The sequence below is a fragment of the Yersinia sp. J1 genome, assembly GCF_050586585.1.
In the GTDB taxonomy this organism is placed as follows: domain Bacteria; phylum Pseudomonadota; class Gammaproteobacteria; order Enterobacterales; family Enterobacteriaceae; genus Yersinia; species Yersinia entomophaga.
Map to the genome: position 1 here is coordinate 248377 of NZ_JBOBDP010000003.1, position 23499 is coordinate 271875.

The window sequence follows — 23499 nt, forward strand, 5'->3', positions numbered from 1 at the left end:
TATGGTTGCGGTAAGAAGTGCACATTTGAATCCAGCGGGCGAGTTTGCTCTCGACGATTGGATCGCCAGCTTGGGTCTTCCCAACCCGCAGTCATGTGAGCGATTAGCCGAAACCTGGCGTTATTGTGAACAACATACACAAGGTCATCCCGATGCCTCGCTACTGCTGTGGCGCGGCCTTGAAATGGTTGAAATCCTTTCCACCCTGAGTATGGATAACGACAGTATGCGCGCGGCGCTGCTGTTCCCATTGGTTGATGCCAATGTGGTTAACGAAGAAACCCTGACCGAACAGTTTGGCAAAGGCATTACCTATCTGGTGCACGGCGTGCGGGATATGGATGCCATTCGCCAGCTAAAGGCCACCACTAATGATTCGATGAGTTCAGAGCAGGTGGATAATGTCCGCCGTATGTTACTGGCAATGGTGGAAGATTTCCGCTGTGTGGTCATTAAACTGGCGGAACGTATCGCTCATCTACGGGAAGTTAAAGACGCACCGGAAGATGAACGCGTGCTGGCGGCCAAGGAATGTTCCAATATCTATGCGCCTTTGGCTAACCGCTTGGGTATTGGCCAGATTAAATGGGAGCTGGAAGATTTCTGTTTCCGTTATCTGCATCCTGATGAATACAAACAGATCGCCAAGTTGCTTCACGAGCGCCGCATCGATCGCGAACAGTTTATCGACGATTTTGTCGCTTCTTTACGTCAGGCCATGGCCGATGAAGGAATCAAAGCGGATATTTATGGCCGCCCTAAACATATCTACAGTATCTGGCGCAAAATGCAGAAGAAGTCGCTGGCGTTCGATGAGCTGTTTGACGTTCGCGCGGTGCGGGTGGTGGTTGAGCGTTTGCAGGATTGCTATGCCGCATTAGGTATTGTGCATACTCATTTCCGTCATTTGCCAGATGAATTCGACGACTACGTAGCCAACCCTAAGCCTAATGGTTATCAGTCGATCCACACCGTGGTGCTTGGCCCGCGTGGAAAAACGCTGGAGATTCAGATTCGAACCCGCCAGATGCATGAAGATGCGGAACTGGGTGTCGCCGCTCACTGGAAATACAAAGAAGGGGCGGTTGCGGCAGGGCGCTCAGGCTACGAAGGGCGTATTGCCTGGCTGCGCAAACTGATCGCGTGGCAGGAAGAAATGGCCGATTCTGGCGAGATGTTGGATGAAGTTCGTAGCCAAGTGTTCGACGATCGGGTGTATGTGTTTACGCCAAAAGGCGATGTAATTGATTTGCCAGCCGGCTCTACGCCGCTGGATTTTGCCTATCATATCCACAGCGACGTGGGTCACCGTTGTATCGGAGCCAAGATCGGCGGGCGCATTGTGCCCTTTACCTATCAGCTGCAAATGGGCGATCAGATCGAAATTATCACCCAGAAGCAGCCGAATCCAAGCCGTGACTGGTTGAACCCGAACCTCGGTTATGTCACCACCAGCCGCGGTCGTTCCAAAATTCATAACTGGTTCCGGAAACAGGATCGCGATAAAAATATCCTGGCTGGCCGTCAGATGCTGGACGACGAACTGGAACATATGGATATCAGCCTGAAAGAGGCCGAAAAGCTGCTGGTTCCACGCTATAACATGAATTCGCTGGATGAAGTGTTAGCGGCCATTGGTGGCGGTGATATTCGTCTCAATCAGATGGTGAACTTCCTGCAAGGGAAGCTTAACAAACCTACGGCGGAAGAAGCCGATCTGGAGGCGTTACGCCATCTGACCAACAAAACCCAGCAGCCGTCCCGCAATAGCAGTAAAGACAGCGGTCGCATCGTGGTGGAAGGCGTCGGTAATCTGATGCATCACATCGCACGTTGCTGTCAGCCGATTCCGGGTGATGAAATCGTTGGTTTTATTACTCAAGGACGGGGGATTTCCATTCACCGCGCCGATTGTGAACAACTGCTGGATCTGCAATCTCACGCGCCGGAACGCATTGTTGATGCGGTGTGGGGAGAAAGCTATTCCAGCGGGTATTCGCTGGTGGTTCGGGTCACAGCCAACGATCGCAGCGGCTTATTACGGGACATCACCACGATTTTGGCTAACGAAAAAGTCAACGTATTGGGCGTCGCCAGCCGTAGTGATACCAAAAAGATGCTGGCTACCATCGATATGGATATTGAAATCTATAACCTACAGGTATTAGGTCGGGTGTTAGCTAAGCTCAATCAGTTGCCGGATGTGATCGATGCCCGCCGCTTGCACGGCAATTAAATTAACGAGGATATCCGCGAGTGGGCGATCTGGGCTAGGCTTTGCCCTTTTAGCTCTGACCAGTGTTCGACTTTTGAGCCGAGCGCTGGTTAACATCAATTCTACTGCGCACATTACATCTTGATTATCATAAATAAAAGTGAAAAAACCGCTATGACGCCTACTGAAACCGCCGCTGATTCCACCGCTTCGGCCTTACAACGTCTGTTGGATATCATGTGCGCGTTGCGTGACCCGGAAAACGGCTGCCCGTGGGACCGTAAGCAGACTTTCGATACCATCGCGCCTTACACGCTGGAAGAAACCTACGAGGTGCTTGACGCGATTCAGCGGCAGGATTATCCCGACCTGCGTGATGAACTGGGCGATTTGCTGTTCCAAGTGGTTTTTTATGCCCAAATGGGGCAAGAACAGGGGTTATTTGCCTTCGATGATATTTGCAACGCCATCAGCGACAAACTGGTGCGCCGCCATCCTCACGTTTTCCCTGTTTCGGGTCAATCGGCCGAGGTGATGGATAGCGCAGAAATTATTGCCGGTTGGGAGCAACGCAAAGCCGGGGAACGGGCTGATAAGGCGCTGTACTCGGCGTTGGATGATATTCCAGACGCTTTACCGGCGTTGATGAAGGCGCATAAAATCCAGAAACGCTGTGCCGCCGTTGGTTTTGATTGGGATACGCTTGGCCCGGTGCTGGACAAAGTATACGAAGAAATCGACGAAGTGATGTTTGAAGCGAAACAGGCGGTGGTGGACGAGGAGAAACTGGGAGAGGAAATCGGCGATTTGCTATTTGCGACGGTGAATCTGTCCCGCCATTTGGGCCATAAAGCCGAAAATGCTTTGCAGGCGGCAAACCGTAAATTCGAGCGACGCTTTCGTCAGGTAGAACAGATAGTTACCGCCTCTGGCCGCAAGATGGAAGATGCCTCTTTAGCCGAAATGGAAGCCGCATGGCAGCAGGTTAAAAAGCAAGAAACTGAAATCTAACGTGTTTTAATTCATTTGATGGATGGTTGTTGAATTTCAATTACGTTAATATATTGAATTATAACGGATAGGAAGACGGTGTTCAGCGCGCTTTTCATGAGTAAAACTCTGCGAGGCGTTGAGATCATTTGTAGCGAAACCAAGGTTCGAGTATACTACTTTCCCGTCTTGGTTCTTCCATCGTCTTTAAACCTAAACTCTCAGGTTCAGCATGACAACTAATTATATTTTTGTGACCGGCGGGGTCGTATCCTCTCTGGGTAAAGGCATTGCCGCAGCCTCCTTGGCGGCTATTCTTGAAGCCCGTGGCCTCAACGTTACCATCATGAAACTGGACCCGTATATCAACGTGGATCCGGGCACCATGAGCCCGACACAACACGGGGAAGTTTTCGTCACCGAAGATGGTGCTGAAACCGATCTGGATTTAGGGCACTACGAGCGCTTCATTCGCACCAAAATGACCCGCCGCAATAACTTCACCACTGGCCGCATTTACTCAGAAGTGCTGCGTAAAGAGCGTCGTGGCGATTATCTGGGTGCAACTATCCAGGTTATTCCTCATATTACCAACGCTATCAAAGAACGTATCATCGAAGGCGGCGAAGGCCACGACGTGGTATTGGTCGAAATTGGTGGCACCGTAGGTGATATTGAATCTCTGCCGTTCTTGGAAGCGATTCGTCAGATGGCGGTAGATGTTGGCCGCGAGCATACTTTGTATATGCACCTGACGCTGGTTCCTTACCTGGCTGCGGCTGGCGAAGTGAAAACTAAGCCAACACAACATTCGGTTAAAGAGCTGCTTTCCATCGGTATTCAGCCTGATGTGCTGATTTGTCGTTCCGATCGCGCAGTTCCTGCTAACGAACGGGCGAAAATCGCTCTGTTCTGTAACGTGCCAGAAAAAGCTGTTATCTCTCTTAAAGACGTTGATTCCATTTATAAAATCCCAGGCCTCTTGAAATCACAGGGCCTTGACGATTATATTTGTAAACGATTCAGCTTAACTTGTCCTGAAGCAAATCTTGCCGAGTGGGAACAGGTAATATATGAAGAGTCCAATCCGGGTGGCGAAGTGACCATCGGGATGATCGGCAAATACGTTGAGCTGCCGGATGCCTACAAATCCGTGATCGAAGCCTTGAAACACGGCGGGTTGAAAAACCGTCTGACCGTTAACATCAAGCTGATCGATTCACAGGACGTAGAAACCCGCGGCGAAGAAATGCTGAAAGGGCTGGATGCTATTCTAATCCCAGGTGGCTTCGGCTATCGCGGTGTAGAAGGCAAGGTGACTGCGGCGCGTTATGCCCGTGAACACAATATTCCTTACCTGGGCATTTGCCTGGGTATGCAAGTTGCACTGATGGAGTTTGCCCGTAATGTCGCGGGTATGCAGAACGCCAACTCCACGGAATTTGTGCCAGACTGTAAGTACCCGGTGGTTGCATTGATCACCGAATGGCGTGATGAAGACGGCAACGTTGAAGTACGTACGGAAGAAAGCGATTTGGGCGGTACCATGCGTGTGGGTGGGCAGCAATGCAACCTTACCGATGGTAGCCTGGTACGTCAGATGTATGGCGAACCCACCATCGTTGAACGCCATCGTCATCGCTATGAAGTAAACAACATGTTGTTGAAGCAGATTGAAGCTGCCGGTCTACGCGTAGCCGGGCGCTCTGCTGATAACAAGCTGGTGGAAATCATCGAGTTGCCTAACCATCCTTGGTTTGTCGCTTGTCAGTTCCATCCAGAATTTACTTCGACGCCACGTGATGGTCACCCGTTGTTCGCCGGCTTTGTGAAAGCGGCTGGTGAGTATCAGAAGCGCCAGGTGAAATAAAATATTTGGTAGGTGGGGCGGCTTGAATGTCGCCCCATCTGTCTGGAGTTTTAGTTTAACTTGTACTGAGGAAAATCTAATGTCCAAAATCGTTAAAGTCATCGGTCGCGAAATCATCGACTCCCGTGGTAACCCAACTGTAGAAGCTGAAGTCCATCTGGAAGGCGGTTTCGTTGGTTTGGCTGCTGCACCATCAGGTGCTTCTACCGGTTCCCGTGAAGCACTGGAACTGCGTGACGGTGACAAGTCCCGTTTCCTGGGCAAAGGCGTTCTGAAAGCTGTTGCCGCTGTTAATGGCCCGATTGCTCAGGCTGTTATCGGTAAAGATGCCAAAGACCAGGCTAACATCGATAAAATCATGATCGATCTGGACGGTACCGAAAACAAATCTAAATTCGGTGCAAACGCAATTCTGGCTGTTTCTCTGGCTGCTGCCAAAGCGGCTGCTGCGTCTAAAGGCATGCCTTTGTACGAGCACATCGCTGAACTGAACGGCACCCCAGGCCAATTCTCTATGCCACTGCCTATGATGAATATCATCAACGGCGGCGAGCACGCAGACAACAACGTTGATATTCAAGAGTTTATGATTCAGCCTGTTGGCGCTAAAACTCTGAAAGAAGCGGTTCGTATCGGTTCTGAAGTGTTCCACAACCTGGCTAAAGTTCTGAAAGCTAAAGGTCTGAACACTGCTGTTGGTGACGAAGGTGGCTACGCGCCAAACCTGGAATCCAACGCTGCTGCACTGGCTGCAATCAAAGAAGCCGTAGAACAAGCGGGTTACGTGCTGGGTAAAGACATTACTCTGGCTATGGACTGTGCAGCTTCTGAGTTCTACAACAAAGAAACCGGTATGTATGAGCTGAAAGGCGAAGGCAAAACCTTCACTTCTCAAGAGTTCACTCATTACCTGGAAGGTCTGGCTAAACAATATCCAATCGTTTCTATCGAAGACGGTCTGGACGAGTCTGACTGGGATGGTTTCAAATACCAGACCGAAGTGCTGGGCGACAAACTGCAACTGGTTGGTGATGACCTGTTCGTAACCAACACCAAGATCCTGAAAGAAGGTATCGAAAAAGGTGTTGCTAACTCTATCCTGATCAAATTCAACCAGATCGGTTCTCTGACCGAAACTCTGGCTGCAATCAAGATGGCGAAAGACGCAGGCTACACCGCGGTGATCTCTCACCGTTCTGGTGAAACCGAAGATGCAACCATCGCAGATCTGGCTGTTGGTACCGCTGCCGGTCAAATCAAAACGGGTTCTATGAGCCGTTCTGACCGCGTTGCTAAATACAACCAACTGATCCGTATCGAAGAAGCGCTGGGCGACCGCGCAGTATTCAACGGTCTGAAAGAAGTTAAAGGTCAGTAATTTCTGCCCTGATACTTACCAGAAAAAACCCGCTTCGGCGGGTTTTTTTATATCTAAAGTTAATGAAATAGAAATTATTATTTTTTATTTATATGGTTATACAGGGAATAAATGAGATCTATCGGTGATTAATTGAATTGAAACCTGTTATTCAATTCAAAATTAACATTTCAACAAGTCATATCAATTTATATCTTAATTAAGGTTGTTTTTTTATATAAAAACAAAATAAGCTGGTTCATAATCTGCTTTGAATACTACACTGAAGTATAAATATAGTAATAATATTATTACTATTTGGTTTGACTAGCCGGATCGCTAAATATTTAACTGCTGATTACGCTTTTTCTAAAAGCCATTATTACCTGTTTGAGGTTCTGTATCCATGAAATATAGAGTTGTTATCGTCGGTGGTGGTACCGGGGAGACAATCCTTGCGATTTTGTTGGCAGGTAAACTGCAAAGGGATATTGTTTCAAAGAAAGTCGAACTTATCTTACTGTCTGATTCTCTCATGCATTATTATAAACCTGCGTTTATGTATGTAGCATTTAATTTATTTCTTAAACAGGAATTAGAGAGACCACAAAAAATCCTATTGAGACCAGAAATAGTATTTATTATAGATAGGTCCGAAGGGTTTGATTTAAATAAATTATCTTTACCCGCAAAGGTGAAAAATACGGTTATGATTTTTTAGTTTTTGCGTCCGGCTGCGTACCTCGACTTGAATGAATAGAGGGGTTGGTAGAAAGTGGCGATCATTTTTATCCGTATGAAGCGTCCGGCCTGTTAGCTAAAAAGCTAGCCAAAATAGAAAAGGGCGAATTTTTATCATCGTCTCTTTCCCAGAGACATCTAACGTTCACCACCCGTGCGGAGTTGCTCCACTAGAAATGACGTTAATGCCAGATGACTATTTACGACAGCGGGGAGCGGGTAGTGCGATAGAAATTATTTATACCTATCCGAGGGTAGCGCAGCTATTGCGTAACTGTCTCTTTTTACAGCGTCCTAGCGGAGATATTTTACCTAACGTCTTTGCTGCCAGAGATATTAAATATCAGAGAGGCTTCACACTGAGCAAAGTCGATCCGAATAAAAAATTGCCTATTCCGCAGAAGGCGAGGCTCAACCCTTCGATATTTTGATGGCGACTCCACCTATTAGCGCTGTTGATGCGGTGCGAAATTCGGGGCTGAGTGAATGGGATAACAAAGGAGGCGGGTTGCCAACCGACCCACAAACGCTCCAGGTTTATGGGCAGCAGGGCGTTTATGTTATCGGTGGTACCGTTTCTCCCTATCCGTAAAGCGGGTGGTGCCTGCCATAACCAGGCTCCTATAGTTGCAGATAATGTTTTTTCCGAAATGATATTGGGTTATCCCGCGCGTGACTACGATAGGAAAGTACAGGCTATCGCCCAAATGGGGCTGAATGCCGGAATGCCGCTTTGTTATGGCTATCGGAATGATCTCTTGCCCAGGCTACCGACAAAGGTAGGCGTTTGCTACGCAGCGGCTTTAACCGCGGTCTTTATTGGGCAATGGTGCGTGGCTTAATATAAATATTAGGATAAATACTCGCGCCAAAGCGCGAAACCTTGAGATATATGCTCTGTGAAGGCAAAGTTATCAATGATAAATTCGGGCTCTCATGAGGGTGGGTTTTTATAATGATGAGCTGATATAGCGATGAATTCTATAATAAAGGATTTTACAACAAAGAGTTTTTATAACAAAAAGTCGTTGGGTTCTAGCATATTGATTCCGTTTATCTCTCATGGTGATATTTTCTATGAACTCTTGCCTGCCAGTAAATGGCGTTGCTTAAGAGTTTGGCTAATCAGAATCAATAAGTATTTAATCACTATCAATCAATATTAAGGAAAAGAAAGATATGAAGCTAAGCACCTTCTTGTTACCCCTTATATTTTGCTCTGGCGCAGCTTTGGCAGCGGATTTGACCGTGACTATGAATGAATCATTACCGCAGGGAAATGGCCGGGCGCTTGGCAAGATAGTCGTAACGGAAACGCCCTATGGACTGCTATTTAGCCCTCAGTTAGCTGGATTGACACCGGGCATTCATGGTTTCCACCTGCATGAAAATGCCAGTTGCGCGTCCGCAGAAAAGGACGGAAAAATGGTACCCGCGTTAGCGGCGGGCGGGCATTTCGATCCGAAAAAAACTTCAGCGCATCTGGGGCCTTATAGTGATAAAGGACATTTGGGGGATTTGCCTGGATTGGTCGTTAACGCCGATGGTTCAGCCAACTATCAAGTCTTGGCTCCACGCCTAAAATCCTTATCGGAACTTAAACATCACGCCCTAATGATTCATGCCGGCGGCGATAACTATGCCGATCATCCTATGCCGTTGGGCGGTGGCGGAGCGAGAATGGCCTGCGGTGTGATTGAGTAACCCCCTGATACAAAGAAAGCTGGCCGCCAGCAGGCGGTCGGTTTGGTGACAGCGTCAGAATCTGCGATAATCCCCCATTACCCGCTTTCATATAGAGATACTGATGCTGTACCTGATTAATGAGATGTTCCAGACTTTGCAAGGTGAGGGCTTTTTCACCGGCGTACCGGCGATATTTGTCCGTTTACAAGGCTGCCCGGTAGGGTGCAGCTGGTGTGACACCAAACATACCTGGGAGAAAAACGTCGATCGGGAAGTCGATGTGCAGCGTATTTTGGTGAAAACCGAGGAAAGCGACGCTTGGGGCAACGCCAGCGAACAACAGTTATTAACCCTTCTTCGCCAACAAGGCTATACGGCGCGCCACGTGGTAATTACCGGCGGTGAACCTTGTATTTACGATTTATTGCCGCTAACCACTCTGCTGGAGCAGGAAGGCTTTAGCTGTCAGATCGAAACCAGTGGCACTTATGAAGTCCAATGCTCGGAAAAAACCTGGGTTACCGTTTCACCTAAAGTGAATATGCGCGGCGGGTTAAAAGTATTAGAACAGGCTTTAACTCGGGCAGATGAAGTGAAGCACCCGGTTGGGCGAATGAGAGATATTGAAGCGTTGGAGGCATTATTGGCCACGTTGCACGATAATAAACAACGAATTATCGCGCTACAGCCGATCAGTCAGAAAGAAGAGGCCACGCGACTTTGTATTGAAACCTGTATCGCCCGCAATTGGCGATTATCTATGCAGACCCACAAATATTTAAATATTGCCTGATAGTGAGAGGCGCAGGGCTGAGGGATGCTCTCCAGCCCTGACCTAGCCAGATTAACCGCGGTAGACGCAGCCTGCGGAGCAGGTTTCTTTTACCATGACTGCGCTCAGCTCCGGTAATTGCGGTTTCAACTGCTGCCAAATCCAAGCCGCTAAAACTTCACTGGTTGGGTTCTCCAAACCGGGGATATCGTTTAGATAATGATGATCCAAACGCTCCCAAATAGGCTGAAAAGCTGCTTTCAGCTCGGCGAAATCCATAACCCAACCGCTATGAGCATCAACTTCCCCGGTCACTTCCAGGCGAACCATAAATGAATGGCCGTGCAAACGACCACATTTGTGGCCTTCTGCCACGTTAGGTAACCGGTGTGCGGCTTCAAACTGAAAATCTTTAAATAATGTGGTGCTCATCATCCTGGCCTTATTGACTCAAAAACCGCCGCATAGTACCGGAAACTGGGCGCGCAAGCTACGTTTGCCGGTCTTGGTGCGCCATCCGATTTACTATAATAACTATAATTTAGCAGCCTATGCTTTTGATTTAAAACCTTCCGCTTGGTCGATTATTGGATTTTCGGATCACAGAAATTTTTCCTAATAAGTTGAACACTTTGACTCGTATGTCATAGCGAAAAAACCGCTTAGTTGTTTTAGTTATTAATTATTTCTATCACTTCTTTAATTGTTATTATCCGGATGGTTAACCTTACAAACCTAAAGATTTATTTGCCGACAAGATATCGGACTGACACTGGCTAAAGCACAAGGGAATTCGTACCGCGATGACGACTCAGGCTCCTCCAACTTCATTACTCCCGCTTTCGCCGGAGCAACTGGCCCGCTTACAGGCGGCGGTCGGCGAGTTTTCGCCAACGCAAATGGCGTGGCTGTCCGGGTATTTTTGGGGCAGGGTCAATCAACAGCCGAACGTGCCTGCTCATGGGGTTGCAGAGCCGGAAACGCCGTGTATTACTCTGATTTCTGCGTCTCAAACCGGTAATGCGCGTCGTTTGGCCGAACAGTTGCGTGACGATCTGTTGGCAGCAAAACTAAAGGTTAATCTGGTTAATGCGGGCGACTACAAGTTTAAACAGATTGCTCAGGAGCGCCTGTTAGTCATTGTCGCCTCGACTCAAGGAGAAGGTGAGCCCGCGGAAGAAGCGGTAGCGCTGCACAAATTTCTGCTATCCAAAAAGGCGCCTAAACTGACGGAAACCGCGTTTGCGGTCTTTGGATTGGGCGATACCTCTTACGAGTATTTCTGCAAGGCGGGTAAGGATTTTGATACGCGTCTGGCCGAATTAGGCGCAGAACGTTTGTTGGAACGTGTGGATGCCGATGTGGAATATCAGGCGCAGGCTGAACAGTGGCGGCAGCAGGTGGTGACTGTTTTACAAGCTCGCGCTCCGGCACAATCTGCCAGCGCAGCGGCGCAGACGCTAAGCGGTGCTGTGGATGAAATGACCAGCAGCCCGTACAGCAAAACTACGCCACTTACCGCACAGTTGGCGATGAACCAGAAAATCACCGGGCGAGATTCGGAAAAAGACGTACGCCATATAGAAATAGATTTAGGTGAATCCGGTTTGCGCTACCAGCCGGGGGACGCACTGGGCGTGTGGTATGAAAACGATCCGGCGTTGGTGGACGAGCTAGTCGAGTTACTGTGGCTAAAAGGCGATGAGCCGGTCACGGTGGAGGGGCAAACTTTGCCACTGGCGCAGGCGCTGCGCTTGCACTTTGAACTGACGCAAAATACCACGGTGATTGTTGATAAATATGCCGCGCTTTCTCGCGATGAGAAACTGATTGCTCTGTTGGCGGATAAAAGCAAGTTACAGCATTACGCTCATAGCACGCCGATCGTCGATATGGTGCGTCAGGCACCGGCGGATCTGAACGCCGATCAGCTGATTGCTTTGTTACGTCCACTCACCCCACGTTTGTATTCCATAGCTTCATCTCAGGTGGAAAATGAAACCGAAGTGCATATCACCGTTGGAGTCGTGCGCTATGACATCGATGGTCGTCCACGCAGCGGCGGTGCGTCTGGCTTCCTGGCCGATCGCTTGGAAATCGATGGCGATATTCGGGTCTTTATCGAACATAACGATAATTTCCGTTTGCCCGCTAACCCAGAAACGCCAGTCATTATGATTGGGCCGGGCACCGGTATCGCGCCTTTCCGCGCATTTATGCAACAGCGCGATGCCGAAGGTGCCAGTGGGAAAAACTGGTTGTTCTTTGGCAATCCACACTTTACCGATGATTTTCTCTATCAGGTCGAGTGGCAGCGTTATGTCAAAGAAGGTTTGCTTACCCATATCGATCTGGCCTGGTCGCGGGATCAATCGGAAAAAATATACGTACAAGACAAACTGCGCGAAAAAGGTGCAGAACTGTGGTGCTGGATACAACAAGGTGCTCATATTTACGTCTGCGGCGATGCCAATCGCATGGCTAAAGACGTCGAGAAAACTTTACTGGACGTGGTGGCTGAGCACGGTGCGATGGATGCCGAGCAAGCTGACGAATTTTTAAGTGAGCTGCGCTTTGCGCGCCGTTATCAGCGAGATGTGTACTGATGAATGATAAACACCCTGGACCATTGGTTGTGACTGGTCAATTGTCTGACGGCGAGCGGATGAAATCCCAGAGCAATTACCTGCGTGGCACTATTGCCGAGGATTTACATAACGGTCTGACCGGTGGTTTTTCCGGCGATAACTTCCTGTTAATTCGTTTTCATGGAATGTATCAGCAGGATGATCGTGATATTCGCGCTGAGCGAGCGGAGCAAAAATTGGAACCTCGCCATGCCATGATGCTACGTTGCCGCCTGCCGGGGGGGATTATCACGCCACAGCAATGGCTGGGCATTGATAAATTCGCGACGGACAACACGCTGTACGGCAGCATTCGTATTACCAACCGTCAGACTTTTCAGTTTCACGGTATTCTGAAAGGAAACGTTAAACCGGCTCATCAGCTATTGAATCAGTTAGGTTTAGATGCATTGGCGACGGCCAACGATGTAAACCGCAACGTACTCTGTACCTCTAATCCGGTAGAGTCTGAACTGCATCAGGAGGCCTACGAGTGGGCGAAAAGGATTTCCGAGCATTTATTGCCACGTACTCGAGCCTACGCCGAGATTTGGCTGGATGCGGAGAAAGTGGCAACCACCGATGAAGAGCCGATTCTGGGTGCAACTTATTTGCCGAGAAAATTTAAAACCACGGTAGTTATTCCTCCGCAAAATGATGTTGATTTGCATGCTAACGATTTGAACTTCGTTGCGGTGGCGGATAAAGGTAAATTAATCGGTTTTAACGTGTTGGTTGGTGGCGGACTGTCCATTGCGCACGGTGATAAAAATACTTACCCACGTAAAGCCAGCGATTTTGGTTTTATCCCGTTGGCGCACACGCTGGCGGTAGCTGAAGCCGTGGTAACCACCCAGCGGGATTGGGGGAATCGTACCGATCGTAAAAATGCGAAAACCAAATATACGCTAGAGCGCGTCGGCGTGGATGTGTTTAAGGCAGAAGTGGAAAAACGCGCTGGAATTAGCTTTGCACCGACCAAACCCTATGAATTTACGGGTCGGGGCGATCGCATCGGCTGGGTGAAAGGCATTGATAAAAAGTGGCATTTGACGCTGTTTATTGAGAATGGTCGCCTGCTGGATTATCCAGATCGTAGCCTGAAAACCGGCGTGGCTGAGATCGCTAAAATTCATCAGGGAGATTTTCGCTTAACCGCTAATCAAAACCTGATTGTAGCGGGCGTACCGGAGAAAGAAAAAGATCGCATTGAGGCGCTGGCACGTCAGCATGGGCTGATGGATAGCAACGTTAGCCGCCAACGAGAAAACTCGATGGCCTGCGTTTCATTCCCTACCTGTCCGTTGGCGATGGCGGAAGCAGAACGTTTCATGCCGGAGTTTGTCACGAAAATTGAAGGCATTCTGCACAAACATCATTTATCTGATGAATATATCGTGATGCGCGTCACCGGCTGCCCAAATGGTTGCGGTCGCGCTCTACTGGCAGAAATCGGATTAGTGGGTAAAGCGGTAGGCCGCTATAACCTGCATTTGGGCGGCAATCGTGAAGGTACGCGTATTCCGCGCATGTATCGTGAAAACATTACCGCCGATGAGATTCTGGCAATTACCGATGAATTAGTTGGCCGTTGGGCCAAAGAGCGTGATACCAACGAAGGCTTCGGGGATTTTATTATTCGCGCTGGTGTAATAAAGCCGGTTATTGATTCAGCCCGTGACTTTTACGAATGGCAGGGGGCGGTGTGAGCCAGTTTAATCTCAATGAATTAAATGCCTTACCCAAGGCCGAGCAGGCAGCGGCACTCGCGCTGGTTAACGGTCAGTTGGAAGTGCTTTCCGCACAGGACCGCGTGAGTTGGGCATTGGAGAATTTACCGGGTGAATACGTTTTGTCATCCAGTTTTGGTATTCAAGCGGCGGTATGCCTGCATTTGGTGACGCGCCAGCGGCCAGATATTCCGGTTATTCTGACGGACACAGGCTACCTGTTTCCCGAAACCTATCGGTTTATTGACGAATTAGCCGAGAAACTGCAGCTCAATCTGCAGGTATTTCGTGCTGAACACAGCCCAGCGTGGCAGGAAGCGCGCTATGGCAAACTGTGGGAGCAGGGCGTAGAAGGTATTGAGCGTTACAATGAGTTGAATAAAGTGGAGCCGATGAATCGCGCGTTGGAAACGCTGGGAGCGCAAACCTGGTTTGCAGGCCTACGGCGCGAGCAGTCAGGCAGTCGGGCCAAATTACCGGTATTGGCCTTACAGCGTGGAGTATTCAAGCTACTGCCGATTATCGACTGGGATAATCGCCGTATTTATCAATATCTGACCGAGCATGGCCTGAATTACCACCCGTTATGGGAACAGGGCTATTTATCCGTTGGAGATACTCATACAACCCGTAAATGGGAACCCGGCATGAGTGAAGAAGAAACGCGCTTTTTCGGTTTGAAACGGGAATGCGGGCTTCACGAAAGCTAGAACCAGCTTTTTCCTCTGCAATCGCATTGGGAGCCTTGGTGCTCCCAATGTCTTGGTGGCTAACCAGTTAAATGCAATGGTTAGCAGCGTAGCTTATTTAAATATAACGTCATTTTTTCATTAACATTTTCGTCGACGTTCGTTCCAGACGATTATTCACTCTGCTTATCTAATTAACCGCTGATTTTCTCTCTGGCTAACGCTGCCAGAAAGTGGCTGCGATTTTTATAGTTATGGCTGATTTAATAAATTTATCGATTGTCGTCAGCAAATTTTGCGGCATGGTCAAATTGAACTATACCGCTTTGCTTTCGTATTGTGTCGGCTCGATTTCGATGAAACCTAATACGTCGCCGCTCTAGGTTAAACGCGAATCTTTAATATAGCGCTGCGGATTTTTGGGGGGTGTAGGTAAGGGAAAGCCATCATCCATCAAGGCTTCAACTTGAATTGCAAAGGTTTTTTCCGCGTTGGCGGTTGTCATACCCCTAAACAGCCTTTCCTTAGATGGTATACCCAGAACGAATTTATACGCGGGGAATACAAAAAGGGCGCTCATAATGAGCACCCCGTTGGTACTTATCGGACTTTTTAATCAGATTGCGAATGACTTCCCACTAAAATGATTATTTATTTGCTCCGGCTAGCTCTTTTACCAGCGGCAGCAGGATTTTGACGCTATCCCGCGAACGTTTGGCAATCCTGCCGGGCAAGTGATGATCGAGATAATTCAGATTATCCCACTGACTCTGGTGGCGGGTTTCCCCCAATGGAAAATGGGGGCTGATAGCACGTTGTTGGCAACCGTCTTTTTTGCCTAACTGATAGTTGGTGGCTTCGACGGAAAGCACTGAAATGCCCGATTTATCAAAGGCATTCTGATCGGCGCGACAGTGAGGCTCTGGCGTGTTTTCCGGGCGACTCGCCGCTGGGATTCCGGCATTGCGCGCTAACGTCAGGGCGCGATCGCGGCTTTTCGCTGCGAAGCCTTTAGCATCATGCTGGCCGGGGTTGAAATACAAGCGATCGCCGGTAATCAAACTGTCTAAGGTGATGACCAGCAAGGTGTTTTCTTTTTCCTCTGCGCTCATGCGTTTCAGATAGTTTGCTGCACCCTGAGCGCCGACTTCTTCAGCGCTTAAAGCGACAAAACGCAAGCTATAACGGGTCGGAATGTCTTTCAACCGCTCCGCCAGTTCAAGCATCACACCGACGCCAGAGGCATTGTCATCCACGCCTTGCAGCGTCAGGCCGCCTAGGTTTTTATCCAAATCCTGATCGCTATGAGGCGTGTAAGTATCAAAGTGGGCCATGATCACCACTTGCTGCGGCTCGCGACCACCGTGGGCGGCAATGACCGAAGTGGCACTGAGGTTGCGCCAACTCTGCTTGCCGTTTTTACTGGTGTAAAGATAGCGGGTATTGAAAACCCGCAAATTGGTCTGGTAACCCATGGTTTCAAATTGCTGGTTAAGATAATCGGCGGCGAGCAATTCGGCAGGGCTACCGGCCATACGTCCAGGGAAGTAGGTGGCAATATGGCGAGTTTGTTGCTCGGCTATTTTCCCTAACGGCTCACTTTTAGCCGCTGCGGCCGCCGCATTCAGTGGGAATACAGTGCTAAAACAAAGCGTAACAATCGCCAGTTTCAGGTGAAGGCGGGAAAACATACCTAAATATCCTTTTATAGAGTCGTAATCGCGCAGTTTGGCATGGATAACGCTGCGCTATGCGGGGCTTAGTATGAGACTGTCCGCGCGATTAGACAATTTGTATGGTTCCTAATTATCAGAATTTTTTATGTCTAAATCAGGAATGTCATTCGACGCTATAAGTGAGCTTGCCTCTGCAAGGCCGATTGCATCGGCTTTATATCATTACGGAACTTGTAATTACTTTTCGTCATTTCATAAGGTCATACCCCGCCCCTATAGTCACCTTACGCTTTATCATGTAATCGAAGGCCGCTGTGGACTATCTACCAATATTTGCCGACTTGAAACAACGCCCGGTTCTGGTCGTTGGCGGCGGCGAAATCGCTGCGCGAAAAATAGATTTGCTTCATCGCGCGGGCGCTCAGATCCGGGTAGTGGCGCAGGCGCTTTCTTCCGAACTTCAGCAACAGCATGACGCGGGAAAAATTTGCTGGGTGGCAGATATTTTTGCGCCAGAACAGCTGGACGAGGTTTTTCTGGTGATTGCCGCCACTAATGACAACGCTTTGAATGCGGCGGTATTCGCTGCTGCGGATCAGCGGCGGATTCTGGCTAATGTGGTGGACGATCAGCCGCGTTGTTCGTTTATTTTTCCTTCTATTGTCGATCGTTCTCCGTTGGTGGTGGCTATTTCATCCAGCGGTCAGGCGCCGGTTCTGGCACGAATACTACGCGAACAGCTGGAAGCCCTGCTGCCCGCGAGTCTGGGTGACATGGCTGCCGTGGCGGGTCGCTGGCGTGCGAGAGTTAAACAGCGGCTCACGTCGATGAGCGCACGTCGTCGTTTTTGGGAAAAGGCTTTTACCGGTCGGTTTGCCAGCCTGATGGCCAGTGGACAATCGACGCTGGCAGAAAGTGAGCTGGAGCTCTCCCTGATAGAGCCGCAAAGGGAAAGCGGCGAAGTGGCGTTGGTTGGCGCAGGCCCCGGTGATGCGGGTTTACTCACCTTACGTGGTCTGCAGGTTATTCAGCAGGCGGATGTCGTGCTATATGACCATTTAGTCAGCCCCGAAGTGCTGGACTTAGTTCGGCGCGATGCGGATCGCATTTGCGTGGGTAAACGGGCGGGCGCTCACTCCGTAGCGCAGGAGGAAACCAATCGCTTGCTGGTGGAACTCGCTCAGCAGGGCAAACGGGTTGTGCGTTTGAAAGGCGGCGATCCCTTTATTTTTGGCCGCGGGGGCGAAGAACTTCAGGTAGTCGCCGCCGCCGGTATTCCGTTTCAGGTTGTACCGGGAGTAACGGCCGCGGCCGGAGCAACGGCTTACGCGGGGATTCCGTTAACCCATAGGGATCACGCCCAAAGTGTCACTTTTATTACCGGTCATTGTCGGGTAGACGGTGACGGGCTGGATTGGTCAACGCTGGCGCGTGGGCGTCAGACTTTGGCTATTTATATGGGAACGGTCAAAGCAGCTGAAATCAGTCAGCAATTGATCGCACACGGTCGGTCGGCGCAGACGCCGGTAGCGGTTATTGGCCGTGGAACCCGCGCTGACCAACAGGTATTGATTGGCACGTTGGATCAACTGGACACATTAGCGCATCAGGCTCCGGCGCCAGCATTGTTGGTGATTGGAGAAGTGGTGGATTTACACCACCAGATAGCCTGGTTTGGGCAACAACCGCAGACTGAACGGCCGCTTAGGTCGTCAATCGTGAATTTGGCATAAAGGATCTGTTATGGACGAAAAACGACTCACTCACTTGCGGCAATTGGAGGCGGAGAGCATCCATATCATCCGTGAAGTGGCCGCCGAATTCGGGAATCCGGTGATGCTTTATTCCATCGGTAAAGATTCCTCGGTGATGTTGCATCTGGCGCGCAAAGCCTTCTTCCCCGGTAATTTGCCTTTCCCACTGCTACATGTCGATACCGGCTGGAAATTCCGCGAGATGTATGAATTTCGCGATCGCACCGCCAAAGATTTTGGCTGCGAGTTGTTGGTGCATAAAAACCCGGAAGGGGTGGCGATGGGGATAAATCCCTTTGTTCACGGCAGTGCCAAGCACACCGACATGATGAAAACCGAAGGGTTAAAGCAGGCTCTTAACCAATATGGCTTTGATGCCGCTTTCGGCGGGGCGCGCCGTGACGAGGAGAAATCCCGAGCTAAAGAGCGTATTTATTCGTTCCGCGACCGTTTCCATCGCTGGGACCCTAAAAACCAGCGCCCTGAGCTGTGGCATAACTATAACGGCCAGATTAATAAGGGTGAAAGCATTCGCGTTTTCCCACTATCCAACTGGACTGAACTGGATATCTGGCAGTATATCTTTTTGGAAAACATCGACATTGTGCCACTGTATCTGGCGAAGCCTCGCCCGGTTATCGAGCGGGATGGCATGTTGCTGATGGTGGATGACGATCGTATCGATCTGCAACCGGGTGAAATGATCGCGCAGAAAATGGTGCGCTTCCGCACGTTGGGCTGCTGGCCGTTGACTGGTGCGGTGGAATCGCAGGCGGAAACATTGCCGGCGATTATTGAAGAAATGTTGATATCAACTACCAGCGAACGTCAGGGTCGAATGATCGACCGCGATCAATCCGGCTCCATGGAGCTTAAAAAGCGTCAGGGATATTTCTAAGGAGCGGCCCGATGAGCAACATGATTCTACAAAATAGGGCGATGGCACAACAAATTGCCGATGAAGGCGGCGTAGAGGCCTATTTGCACGCGCAGCAGCATAAAACTCTACTGCGTTTCCTGACCTGCGGCAGCGTGGACGACGGGAAAAGTACCCTGATAGGTCGTTTGCTACACGATACTCGTCAGATTTATGAAGACCAATTAACGACGCTGCATACCGATAGCAAGCGCATTGGTACGCAGGGTGAAAAACTGGATCTGGCGCTGCTGGTTGATGGTTTACAGGCCGAACGGGAGCAGGGCATTACTATTGATGTGGCTTACCGCTATTTCTCGACGGAAAAACGGAAGTTTATTATCGCGGATACGCCGGGGCATGAGCAGTACACCCGTAATATGGCGACCGGCGCATCAACCTGCAATCTGGCGATTTTGCTGATCGATGCGCGTAAAGGCGTATTGGATCAAACTCGTCGTCACAGTTTTATCGCCACTCTGTTGGGGATCCGTCATTTGGTGGTGGCGGTGAATAAAATGGATTTGGTGGATTATCAGCAGTCGGTTTTCGAGCAATTCAAAAACGATTACCTGAGTTTTGCCGAACAATTGCCGACGGATCTGAATATCAAATTTGTTCCGCTGTCAGCATTGGACGGCGATAACGTAGCGACGCCAAGTGAGAAAATGGCCTGGTACACCGGCCCCACGCTGCTGGACGTATTAGAAACCGTGGATGTGGTGAACGCCAGTCGCCAGCAGCCTCTGCGTTTTCCGGTGCAGTATGTGAATCGCCCTAATCTGGATTTTCGCGGTTATTCCGGCACCTTGTCCGCCGGTGTGGTGCGCGTGGGTCAGAAAATCAAAGTGTTGCCTTCTGGAGTTGAATCCACAGTAGCCAGAATTGTGACTTTCGATGGCGATTTGCAGCAGGGCATTCCCGGCGAAGCTATCACACTGGTTTTGGCTGACGAAGTGGATATTAGCCGTGGCGATTTACTGGTGGATGCCGATGAAACGCTAAAACCGGCGCAGAATGCGCTGGTAGACGTGGTCTGGATGGCGGAGCAGCCTCTGGTGGTCGGGCAAAGTTACGACATCAAAGTGGCGGGCAAAAAAACGCGTGCTCGGGTGGAGAATATTCAGTATCAGGTGGAAATTAACAGCCTGACTCAGCGAGTGGTAGAAAGTCTGCCTCTAAACGGGATAGGGCTGGTTGAACTGGCCTTTGACGAACCGTTGGTGTTGGATAGCTATCAGCGCAACCGCGATACCGGGGGAATGATATTTATCGATCGGTTGAGTAACGTCACGGTTGGCGCAGGGCTGATTCGGGAAACGCTGGAGTCGGTTTATCAGGAAACCAGTCAGTTTAGCGCTTTTGAGCTGGAATTAAATGCTCTGGTACGTCGCCACTACCCTCACTGGGGTGCGCGCGATCTATTGGGAGGAAAGTAGTTTGCCTGCTCATTCTTTGCATTCTGATAACCAGCACACTTTGCCTGCGGATGTGCCAGCGGATGAGAATGTCGTCTGGCATTCCCATGCGGTAACCCGGCAGGATCGCGAAAGGAAAAATGGTCACCGAGGCGCGGTGCTGTGGTTTACCGGTTTATCCGGTTCGGGTAAATCGACGTTGGCTGGTGCGCTGGAACAGGAGTTGTTCCGGCGTGGGATCCGCACCTATTTATTGGACGGCGATAATGTTCGTCATGGGTTATGTCGGGATTTAGGTTTTTCCGATACCGATCGACGGGAAAACATTCGGCGTGTTGGTGAAGTGGCAAAGCTGATGGTTGACGCTGGGCTGGTGGTCTTGTCCGCCTTTATTTCGCCTCATCGCGCAGAACGGCAAATGGTGCAGGAAATGTTAGACAACGGCCAGTTCATCGAGGTTTTTGTCGATACGCCTCTTGCCATTTGTGAGGCTCGCGATCCAAAAGGGTTATACAAAAAGGCTCGCGCCGGTGAGCTGAAAAACTTTACCGGAATAGATTCAGTTTATGAATCTCCAATGGCACCTGATATTCATCTGAAAGGAGATCGGCCTTTGGCGCAGTTAGTTGAGCAATTACTGGAACAACTTTCGGTAAAAGCCATTATCAGCTAAGCAACGAAGGTTTATTGGCAGGAAAGGGGCGACTTTGCAGGCCCCTTTTATCAATCTTTTTATCGCCTGTTACCCCCGGATTAGGCAGAAACGCTAAGCAGCTCGCTTTTCATCATGGCATTCAGGTGACGCAGGATTTCATCCTCGGAGAAATGAAGCTCCGGAAATTGTGTCATTCCATCCAAACCGCACACCAGACCTATTAATCGCCAGGCAATATTGCCGCTGTCATCACCCGAACGAAACTCACCGCTCTCTCGGCCGCTATTAATGACGGCTACCGTGGCTTGATGCCAATTGGACATCGATTGGGTATAGGCGAGCCGGATGGCATCGTCGCGCTCGGCCAGCAGACTCACCTCATTCCACAGCCGGGTTTCTCTTTTTCCCGCGTCATCTTGCGGATAACCCAGCACCAGCAGCAAGCGCTCAACCGCCGGATGATTTTGGCAGGCTATAGCAAAGGTGGCGAGTGATTGCTGAACCAGCAGCAGGAAAGCATCGGCTCGCAGTTGAGAGACAGACGCAAAATGGTGGTGAACCTGACCTACCGCCACCTCGGCTTCATTTGCTACGCGGCGCACCGTGGTAGCGGCCATTCCTTCTGCCATGGCCACCCGCACGGCAGCATTCAAAATACTGCTATGCCGCTCTTCGCGATTCAAATATGCCAAGGATGCTCCTTTGCTCTCATTCTGAGATGAATTAACAGTTTGGTATGTAGGGGAATTATGCAGAGAATTGGACTGATGTTCAACATTTCGCTACAATCGCATATTGAACGCGTGTTCAACATTAAATTCTGCCTTATTTGAGTCTCTCATTATGTCTAAGAAATGGACTATTTTTTGCGTTATCATTTTGATGTACCTCCCGATTTCTATTGATGCCACCGTCTTGCATGTGGCTGCGCCTCGCCTTGGATTGGCTTTGTCGGCAACGGGGAGTGAATTGCTGTGGATTATCGATATCTATTCTTTGGTGATGGCTTGTTTGCTGTTACCTATGGGGGCTTTGGGCGACCGCATCGGTTTTAAACGGCTGGCTCTGATTGGCTCCGTGCTATTTGGACTATCGTCGCTGGCCGCTGCCTTGGCCGATTCGGTGGGAACGCTGATCGCTGCTCGCGCCTCTTTGGCTATTGGGGCCGCCATGATTCTGCCCGCCACTTTATCTGCGGTTCGGCATATTTTCACCGATGAGCGCGAGCGAGCGCTGGCATTGGGAATCTGGGTGGCGGTAGGTACCGCTGGTGCCGCTATGGGACCATTAGTGGGCGGAGTGCTGCTGGAATACTTCTATTGGGGCTCGGTCTTTATGATTAACGTGCCGATAGTCGCGGTGGTGGTATTGGCGACCTGTTTCCTGATCCCAGACCAGCCTGGTCGCAGAACGCAAAGCTGGACGTTGGCACCGGCCTTGGTATTGACCACGGCAATATTATTACTGGTTTATGCGGCTAAAAGCGGGCTGCGCGGCAATGGCGATTTACTCGGCACCTCGCTAACCGCAGCGATTGGTGGCGTTATCCTGTACGGTTTTATCCGGCATCAGCTTTCATCACCTTCGCCGATGATTGATTTTCGACTGATTGGCCAGAGGGTGATTGCCGTCGGTATGATTATGGCGCTGACCGCGATGATCACCTTGGTTGGTTTCGAATTGTTACTGACGCAGGAACTGCAATTTGTATTAGGGAAAACGCCGCTCGAAGCCGGTCTTTTCCTGTTGCCGCTGATGATTGCAAGTGGCCTAAGCGGCCCTCTGGCCGGTTGGCTGGTGGCAACGTTAGGTTTGCGTTTAGTCGCCACTCTGGGCATAGCCTTAAGTGCCGTTAGCTTCTTTGGATTGGCAATGACGGATTTCTCCTACCAAATCTATCAGGCGTGGGGCTGGATGGCGTTGCTCGGTTGCAGTATTGAAATCTCGTTGCTGGCTTCTACTGCCGCTATCATGAGCGCTGCGCCGCCGGAAAAAGCCGGTGCCGCCGGAGCGGTTGAAGGCATGGCATATGAGCTGGGCGCGGGTTTAGGCGTCGCGCTATTTGGTCTTTTGTTATCGCGGTTGTATATGGCTTCGGTGGTATTGCCGGAAGATTTGCCTGCGAATCTGGCAGAGCAGGCCAGCGCTTCTATTAGCGAAGCGATGCAGGTTATCAGCGAACTGGGTGGGGAGCAGGGCGAGCGAATGTTTGCCAGCGCCAGTCAGGCATTTTCGACCTCGCATAGTCTGGTATTAAGCATCGCTAGCGGCATCTTGATTTTACTCACCGCAGTGGTCTGGTACAGCATGCCGAGAAAAGAATCCGAGGCTAAATTGATAAATATATCAAAACACTAATGATAGAAAGAGGCGAAGATATCGCCTCTTTTTTTGCCCGTAGGC

The 23499-nt window shown here is 50.0% G+C and carries 17 protein-coding genes and 2 pseudogenes; 15 read left to right on the forward strand and 4 right to left on the reverse strand.

Features of this window, described 5'->3' with window-relative positions; genetic code table 11:
- Position 1 precedes the first annotated feature (1 nt).
- From relA to queE, 7 genes and pseudogenes are all read left to right on the forward strand, one after another.
- Positions 2–2236: a GTP diphosphokinase gene (relA, locus tag ACQ4OC_RS08135; protein WP_049601266.1), complete on the forward strand. Its 2235-nt coding sequence runs from the start codon at positions 2–4 to the stop codon at positions 2234–2236.
- A gap of 153 nt (positions 2237–2389) precedes the next feature.
- Positions 2390–3226 carry a nucleoside triphosphate pyrophosphohydrolase gene (mazG, locus tag ACQ4OC_RS08140; RefSeq protein ID WP_430971074.1) on the forward strand — a complete coding sequence of 279 codons (837 nt, stop codon included), beginning with the start codon at positions 2390–2392 and terminating at the stop codon, positions 3224–3226.
- A gap of 211 nt (positions 3227–3437) precedes the next feature.
- The gene (gene pyrG, locus ACQ4OC_RS08145) at positions 3438–5075 is read left to right on the forward strand and encodes a glutamine hydrolyzing CTP synthase (RefSeq protein WP_064516522.1); all 1638 of its coding nucleotides are present in this window, start codon (positions 3438–3440) and stop codon (positions 5073–5075) included.
- A gap of 79 nt (positions 5076–5154) precedes the next feature.
- Positions 5155–6453 carry a phosphopyruvate hydratase gene (gene eno / locus ACQ4OC_RS08150; RefSeq protein WP_064516524.1) on the forward strand — a complete coding sequence of 433 codons (1299 nt, stop codon included), beginning with the start codon at positions 5155–5157 and terminating at the stop codon, positions 6451–6453.
- A 385-nt stretch (positions 6454–6838) separates the two neighbouring features.
- Positions 6839–8020 (forward strand): annotated as a pseudogene (locus ACQ4OC_RS08155) (NAD(P)/FAD-dependent oxidoreductase).
- A 332-nt stretch (positions 8021–8352) separates the two neighbouring features.
- Positions 8353–8877, forward strand: a complete 525-nt coding sequence (gene sodC, locus ACQ4OC_RS08160; protein WP_064516526.1) for a superoxide dismutase family protein — start codon at positions 8353–8355, stop codon at positions 8875–8877.
- Between the two features lie 103 nt (positions 8878–8980).
- On the forward strand, positions 8981–9652 hold the full coding sequence (gene queE, locus ACQ4OC_RS08165) for a 7-carboxy-7-deazaguanine synthase QueE (protein ID WP_430971075.1): 672 nt from the start codon (positions 8981–8983) through the stop codon (positions 9650–9652).
- A gap of 51 nt (positions 9653–9703) precedes the next feature.
- Here queE and queD read toward each other — a convergent pair whose 3' ends face one another.
- Positions 9704–10063, reverse strand: a complete 360-nt coding sequence (queD, locus tag ACQ4OC_RS08170) for a 6-carboxytetrahydropterin synthase QueD (RefSeq protein ID WP_049601247.1) — start codon at positions 10061–10063, stop codon at positions 9704–9706.
- 371 nt (positions 10064–10434) lie between these two features.
- Between queD and cysJ the strand changes: the two genes are divergently transcribed.
- Genes cysJ through ACQ4OC_RS08185 form a run of 3 tightly spaced genes read left to right on the forward strand, consistent with a single transcriptional unit; the run spans position 10435 to position 14698 of the window.
- Positions 10435–12237: an NADPH-dependent assimilatory sulfite reductase flavoprotein subunit gene (gene cysJ, locus ACQ4OC_RS08175; protein WP_430971076.1), complete on the forward strand. Its 1803-nt coding sequence runs from the start codon at positions 10435–10437 to the stop codon at positions 12235–12237.
- Entirely contained in the window at positions 12237–13967 is a 1731-nt protein-coding gene (cysI, locus tag ACQ4OC_RS08180; RefSeq protein ID WP_064516534.1) for an assimilatory sulfite reductase (NADPH) hemoprotein subunit, read from the forward strand. Before cysJ ends, cysI begins: the two co-directional genes overlap by 1 nt.
- Positions 13964–14698 (forward strand): phosphoadenylyl-sulfate reductase, encoded by a 735-nt coding sequence (locus tag ACQ4OC_RS08185; RefSeq protein ID WP_064516536.1) that lies wholly within the window; start codon positions 13964–13966, stop codon positions 14696–14698. The genes cysI and ACQ4OC_RS08185 overlap by 4 nt, the downstream gene beginning before the upstream one ends.
- Before the next feature lie 173 nt (positions 14699–14871).
- Here ACQ4OC_RS08185 and ACQ4OC_RS08190 read toward each other — a convergent pair.
- Positions 14872–15191 (reverse strand): annotated as a pseudogene (locus ACQ4OC_RS08190) (type II toxin-antitoxin system HicB family antitoxin); the annotation flags it as partial.
- A gap of 133 nt (positions 15192–15324) precedes the next feature.
- On the reverse strand, positions 15325–16368 hold the full coding sequence (locus ACQ4OC_RS08195) for an aminopeptidase (RefSeq protein WP_430971077.1): 1044 nt from the start codon (positions 16366–16368) through the stop codon (positions 15325–15327).
- Between the two features lie 299 nt (positions 16369–16667).
- On the opposite strand from ACQ4OC_RS08195, the gene cysG reads away from it, so the two are divergent.
- The 4 genes from cysG to cysC are packed head-to-tail and all read left to right on the forward strand — an operon-like array spanning position 16668 to position 21114.
- Entirely contained in the window at positions 16668–18086 is a 1419-nt protein-coding gene (gene cysG, locus ACQ4OC_RS08200; RefSeq protein ID WP_064516540.1) for a siroheme synthase CysG, read from the forward strand.
- A gap of 10 nt (positions 18087–18096) precedes the next feature.
- Complete coding sequence (gene cysD / locus ACQ4OC_RS08205) at positions 18097–19005, forward strand: sulfate adenylyltransferase subunit CysD (protein WP_064516542.1); 909 nt, start codon at positions 18097–18099, stop codon at positions 19003–19005.
- Positions 19006–19025: 20 nt separating this feature from the next.
- Positions 19026–20462 carry a sulfate adenylyltransferase subunit CysN gene (cysN, locus tag ACQ4OC_RS08210; RefSeq protein ID WP_430971096.1) on the forward strand — a complete coding sequence of 479 codons (1437 nt, stop codon included), beginning with the start codon at positions 19026–19028 and terminating at the stop codon, positions 20460–20462.
- 1 nt (position 20463) lies between these two features.
- Positions 20464–21114 carry an adenylyl-sulfate kinase gene (gene cysC / locus ACQ4OC_RS08215; RefSeq protein ID WP_064516546.1) on the forward strand — a complete coding sequence of 217 codons (651 nt, stop codon included), beginning with the start codon at positions 20464–20466 and terminating at the stop codon, positions 21112–21114.
- Positions 21115–21194: 80 nt separating this feature from the next.
- On the opposite strand, the gene ACQ4OC_RS08220 is transcribed toward cysC, so the two are convergent.
- Positions 21195–21788: a TetR family transcriptional regulator gene (locus ACQ4OC_RS08220; RefSeq protein WP_064516548.1), complete on the reverse strand. Its 594-nt coding sequence runs from the start codon at positions 21786–21788 to the stop codon at positions 21195–21197.
- 151 nt (positions 21789–21939) lie between these two features.
- On the opposite strand from ACQ4OC_RS08220, the gene ACQ4OC_RS08225 reads away from it, so the two are divergent.
- The gene (locus ACQ4OC_RS08225; RefSeq protein WP_064516550.1) at positions 21940–23454 is read left to right on the forward strand and encodes an MFS transporter; all 1515 of its coding nucleotides are present in this window, start codon (positions 21940–21942) and stop codon (positions 23452–23454) included.
- Positions 23455–23499: the final 45 nt, after the last annotated feature.